Annotated in this window: 3 protein-coding genes; all 3 read right to left on the reverse strand. The window is 69.5% G+C overall.

Annotated elements, in window-relative coordinates; all coding sequences use genetic code 11:
- The coding region (gene gghA, locus ACFDTC_RS01365) for a glucosylglycerol hydrolase (RefSeq protein ID WP_375257069.1) at positions 1-2042 on the reverse strand (2042 nt) is incomplete at its 3' end.
- Positions 2043-2055: 13 nt separating this feature from the next.
- Positions 2056-3975, reverse strand: coding sequence for a 4-alpha-glucanotransferase (gene malQ, locus ACFDTC_RS01370; RefSeq protein ID WP_375257070.1), 1920 nt, complete (start codon positions 3973-3975; stop codon positions 2056-2058).
- Positions 3968-5614 (reverse strand): glycogen debranching protein GlgX (glgX, locus tag ACFDTC_RS01375; RefSeq protein ID WP_375257071.1); only part of this gene is annotated, 1647 nt, incomplete at its 5' end. The genes malQ and glgX, both read right to left, overlap by 8 nt.

Here is a 5614-nt window from a genome sequence, read left to right on the forward strand (position 1 = left end):
GGGTCGAGACCCGACAGCGAGTTCGACACGTTGCAGTAATCGTGCATGTCGTCCATCCACGCCCGCGCCACCTGCTTCAGCGACCCGACGCTGTAGTAGGGCCCGGCCAGCGGTGGTTCGGCCTTGTTGAGCAGGCGGGCGATCTCCTCGAGGTCGTATTCGGTGACCTTCACCAGCGCGGGAAGGAACTCGAAGAAGCGCGCCAGCTCTTCGCGCGTGGTGAAGCCCAGCTCCTTGAGGCGCATGAAATTGCCTGGGACCGAGTAGGCGTATTCGTCGACCTGCCATTTCAGGCTGATCGCCTCCTCGGCCACGACCTTGACGCCGTACTTGTCGTCCTGGTTGCGCACGAAGCCCCAGGACGCGCGCGCCATGGCGTTGAGGAAATCCATCGGCACGCCGGGGAGGGCCACATAGGTCAGCACGTGCACCGCCGGGTTGTCGTAGGCCTTGTCGAGGATCTCCATCCGCGTGCGCCCGAGGCGCGTGTTGATGTTGAGTTCGGGGTTCACCTGCGTGCCCCGGCGCAGCGTGTCGTGGTTGGACGTGCCGCTGATCCAGTTCGACCCGACGTCCAGCATCTCGCGGATGCGCCAGTACTTCGACAGCCAGAAGGTATAAAGGAACGGCGTGTTGTGCGCGAAGGTCAGCGGCCCCCACTGATAGACGTCCGGGTCGCGCTGCGCGTCGATGACCGAGCGGTAGGTCGATGACAGCTCCCAATCCTCGTCGGGCCAGGGGCGGCCGTCCTCGAAGATGAACCACGGCCGGTAGCGCAGGCCTCCGACCTCCTGCACGATGTCGGACATGGATTGCAGGTACTCGTCGTCGTGGCGCAGCTGCTGCGCGCTGGCGTCCCACCACTTGAAATCCTGCGCGCCGTCGACCCGCACGCCGTCGGCGCCGAAATCCACCTTGCGGCGCTGCATCTCGAGCAGGATCGCCCGCACGGCCGGGTTCTGGTAATCGAGGTTCTGGCCGTACATGTTCGGCCCCGCGAAGAAGTGGCTGTTGAGCGCGTCCAGCCCCTGGTTGTCGGAATGGCCGAACACTACGTCGAGCACCAGCTTCTTGGGTCGTCCGGGAGAGCCGGGGCGGCTGGGGAAATTGTGCAGGACGGCGGCCAGATCGACCAGTTCGTCCGGGCGGCCGGTTTCCAGCAGCACCGGGTTCACCGCCGCCATGCCCGAGATGACGATGTCGTAGCCCCAGTTCGTCGTGTCCGGGCGCAGCAGCGACACGTCCAGCGTGTCGCCCTCGTCGGTCTCTTGCCAGAAGGCGGGGCCTTTCTCGTAGACGGTGGTGGGCTCGACCGGCAGAAGCTGCACGGAATCGTAGCCGAGGAAGATCTCGTCCGCAGGCTCGAGCGGCAGGTCGCGCGCGACCCGCTCGGCCAGGCGCTCGTAGTGCCGCGTGAGGCTGGCCAGCGTGCCGCCCGCCGTCGCCGTGGGTACGTGGATCTGCAGGATGTTGACGGGCGGGCCGAACTTGTAAGGCTCGTCGCCGGCGGGCTTCAGCGCCTGGAAGTAGCCGGTGTCGCCGCGCGCGGCCTGCATCGCCGACAGGTCGTACAGCTCGGCCGGGGCCATGGCGCCGAAGGGCAGCGACGCCGCGAGCGGATCGAGGATGCGGTGCCACTGGTCGTCGGCGTCGCGCCAGACCATTGCGTAGAAGTCGCCGACCTGGTCGCGCGTGCCGGCCTGCATCCCGGTGACGGCGGTGAAGCAATGCGCCTGTTCACGGATGACCGGCACGTGGGTGCGCTGGAACCGCACGTTCTGGTGCGCGCGCGTCAGGTCCAGCGGGTCGATCGGCGACAGGATCTCGAGGAAGATGTCGCCCGAGGGTACGCGCCCGTCCAGCAACTCGGGCGTCCAGAAGCCGAACAGCGCCGTGTCGCCGTCGACCCGGCCGCCCAGCCTGCGGGCGATCAGGCAATGCGCGTCGAAATAGGTCGCCGCCGTGGTCAGCGCCTCGCGCGCCATGGCGGCCTCGGTCTGGGCCGCGTCCTCGGCGAAGGAAATGCGATCGGTGAGGGACATGGTCTCTCCTTCTCTATCGGTCATGGGCGCGCATGATCGCGGCCGCGCGGGCAAGCCGGGGCTCGTCCGCCAGATCCTCGGGCGCGAGCGGCAGGCGCTGGCGCCAGTTTGGGTACTCGTCCACCGTGCCAGGCAGGTTGGGCTGCGCCTCGATCCCCAGCACGCATTCGATCTGCACCAGCGCCAGCGCGCTGCGCGTCGCCGCCAGCGCGTGGTGCATGGCGTCGGGACTTTCGGGCGCGGTGCCCTCGGGCCGGTGCGGTTCGGTCATCGCGTCGAAGCCGGCGACCTCGTCGCGGCGACGGTCAAGTTCCTTCTGCGCGAAATCGGCGCCGATATGGCCCAGGTCGCGCCGCGCCTCGACCTCGCGCCCGGCGCGCCAGCCGGCCCAGGTGGGCAGGTCGTGAGTCGAGAAGCTGGCGATCGCAGTGCGGTCGAATTTTTCCGGCGGGGTGAAGGCGGTGTCGCTTTCGCGCTCGAACAGCTGCAGGCGGCAGCCGAGGATGCCGCTGGCATCCAGCGCGCCGCGCAATCCACGGGGAATGTTGCCCAGGTCCTCGCCCACGATGACGGCGCCGGCGCGCGCCGCCTCCATCCGCACGACGGCCAGCATCGCGGCACGCGGCATCTGAACGTAGGCGCCGGGGGCCTTGGTGCCGGTCGGTACCCAGAAGGCGCGGTCGAAGCCCAGGATGTGGTCGATCCGCAGTGCGCCGGACAGCTGCAACTGCGTGCGCAGAGTCTCGGCCAGCGGCGCGAAGCCCTTGGCGACCAGCGCCCGAGGGTTGAACGGTGCGAGGCCCCAGCTTTGCCCGTCGGCCGAGAACGCGTCCGGCGGTGCGCCCAGCGACACGCCGTAGCCGAAGCTGTTGCGGTCCTCCCATGTCTCGGCGCCGGCCGGGTGCGTGCCCACCGCGAGGTCGAGGTAGAGGCCGCGACCCATGCCCGCGGCGCGCATCGCCTCGTTGGCATTCTGCAGCCCGTCGTGCGCGCGCCACTGCGCCCAGGCGTGGAACGTTACTTCGTCGACAAGCTCGCGCGCGGCGGCGTGCGTCTCGGGACTGTTGACGTCCTGCAGCGCGTCGGGCCAGTCGGTCCAGTAGGCGCCGTGCACGTCCGACAGCGCCTGGTGCAGGGCGAAGCGGTCCAGCGCGCCGCCCTCGGCCTGGCGGAAGGCGTCGAAGGCCGGATCGCCGCCGTTCGCGCGGAAGGCGTCGAAGGCGCGGTGCAGCGCCTCGCGCCGGGCCGGAATCTCGGTCGCGTAGTCGACCAGCGTGCCCGATGGCGCGGGCGTGTCGTCCACGGCCACGTGGAACACGCTGAGCCGCCGACGGTGCGAGGGCGTGTAGGGGCTGAAGCCCGAGGGATCGGCGAGGAATCCCGCGTGGATCGGGTTGAGGCCCAGGAAGCCCGCGCCATGCGCGGCCAGCGCCTCTCCGGCGACGCGCAGGTCGTCGTAATCGGCAAGGCCGCCACGCTCGGGCGGGCGGAGCGCGTGCAGCGGCAACATCAGTCCCCAGTCGCGATCGGGCGCCGGAAGCCGCGGCGGCGCGACGATCAGCGTGCAGTCCTGCCCGCCGCTTCGCAGCCGGTGCAGGCCCAGCGGCACGGGCGGCAGGGCGTCCTCGCCCCGGCCGTCGGCAGTGGTCCCGTCCTCAAGGGTCAGCTGCCATTCCGCGTCGTCCCGCAACCCCGGGCGCGGGGCACGGTCAGGCGTCACGACGATCCATTCCGGCATGACGCGGCTCGCCTTCCGGTCGCGCAAGGCGGCCAGATGCTCGGCGGCCTCGGCGTCGGTCCAGGCGGGCAGGCCCATGGCCGCCAGCAGGGCGCGCATCGTAATACGGCCGGTGCGGCGCCGACGCTGCGTCTGGTCGGTGTAGGACGGAACGATGCCGGCTTCCTTCGCCAGAGCCGCGAGGGGATCAGTCATCATGCGCCTCCAATACGCAAACCGTGACGGAGGGGCCGGGCACGTCCACATGTGCGCCCGTGGGCTCGTCGCCGGACCAGCCCGAGTGCGTGTCGATGCGCCGGTGCCAGCGCAGCGCGTCGAACGGCCCCGGCACCATGGCGCGCACGGCCGTGTCGCCGGCGTTGAACACGAGGAACAGCGCCTCTTCGCGCTCGGCATAGGCGGGGGTGCCGCTGGCCATGCGCAGCTCGGCGCACAGGACGGTGCGGGTGTCGTCGTCCCAGTCCTCCTGCGCCATGGGACGGCCGTCCCCGTGCCACCAGAACAGGTCGATCAGGCCGTCGGGCTCGCGCTCCTCGGAGTGCAGGAACCGCTTCTGCCGCAGGATCGGGTGCGCCTTGCGGAAGGCGATCAGCTGGCGCGTGAACTTGAGGAACGCCTTGTCGGCGTTCGCCCAGTCGATCCAGCCGACCGCGTTGTCCTGGCAGTAGGCGTTGTTGTTGCCGTTCTGCGAATTGCCGATCTCGTCGCCCGCAAGGATCATCGGCGTCCCCTGGCTGAGCAGCAGCGACGCCATCATGTTGCGCCGCCGCAGCGCGCGGCTTTCGGTCAGCGCAGCCGAGGTCGAGGGGCCCTCGGTCCCCATGTTGTCGCTGAAGTTCTCGCCGTGGCCGTCGCGGTTGTCCTCGCCGTTGGCGTGGTTGTGCTTCTTCGCGTAGGTCACCACGTCGGTCAGGGTGAATCCGTCATGCGCCGTCAGCAGGTTGACCGAGGCGGTGGCCGGGCGGCCCGAATGGTCGAACTCGGGCGCCGAGCCTGTCAGGCGCGTCGCCATCATCGGCACGTGCCCCGCGTCGCCGCGCCAGAACCGGCGCACGTCGTCGCGGAAGCGGTCGTTCCATTCGCGGAAGGGCGGCGGGAACGCGCCCAGCCGGTAGCCGCCGGGGCCGATATCCCACGGCTCGGCGATCAGCTTGGTGCGCGACAGCACCGGGTCCTGCCGGATCGCGTCGAAGAACGCGGCGCCCCGGTCGAACCCGTCGTCGGTGCGCCCCAGGGTCGAGCACAGGTCGAAGCGAAAGCCGTCCACGTGCATGACCTCGACCCAGTAGCGCAGGGAATCGAGGATCATCCGCAGCACCATCGGATGATCGACGTTGACCGTGTTGCCGGTGCCGGTGTCGTTGACATAGCCGCGCCGGTCGGGCGTCAGGCGGTAGTAGGAGAGGTTGTCGAGACCGCGGAACGACAGCGTTGGGCCGGTCTCGTTGCCCTCGCCGGTGTGGTTGTAGACCACGTCCAGGATCACCTCGATACCGGCGGCATGCAGGCGGGCGACCATGTACTGAAACTCGGCGATCTGGCCCGCGTGCAGGTAGCGCGGCTCGGGTGCGAAGAAGCCGATCGTCTGGTAGCCCCAGTAGTTCGTCAGGCCCTTCTCGACCAGGAAGCGGTCGTTGAGGAACGCCTGCACCGGCAACAGCTCGATCGCGGTGATGCCGAGATCGGTCAAATAGTCCAGCATCCTGTCCGAGCCGAGGCCGAGGAACGTGCCCGGATGATCGATGTCGGGAAAGCGCTGGGTCAGGCCCTTGACGTGCGCCTCGTAGACGATGGTGTCGGCGTCGCGGGTGCGCGGATGCCGGTCGCCGCCCCA

The organism is Citreimonas sp. (assembly GCF_042096055.1).
Classification (GTDB): domain Bacteria; phylum Pseudomonadota; class Alphaproteobacteria; order Rhodobacterales; family Rhodobacteraceae; genus Citreimonas.

Bases quoted from the DNA above. Each gene is read 5' to 3' on its own strand.
- malQ (WP_375257070.1), bottom strand. From the start codon at position 3,975: ATGACTGATCCCCTCGCGGCTCTGGCGAAGGAAGCCGGCATCGTTCCG.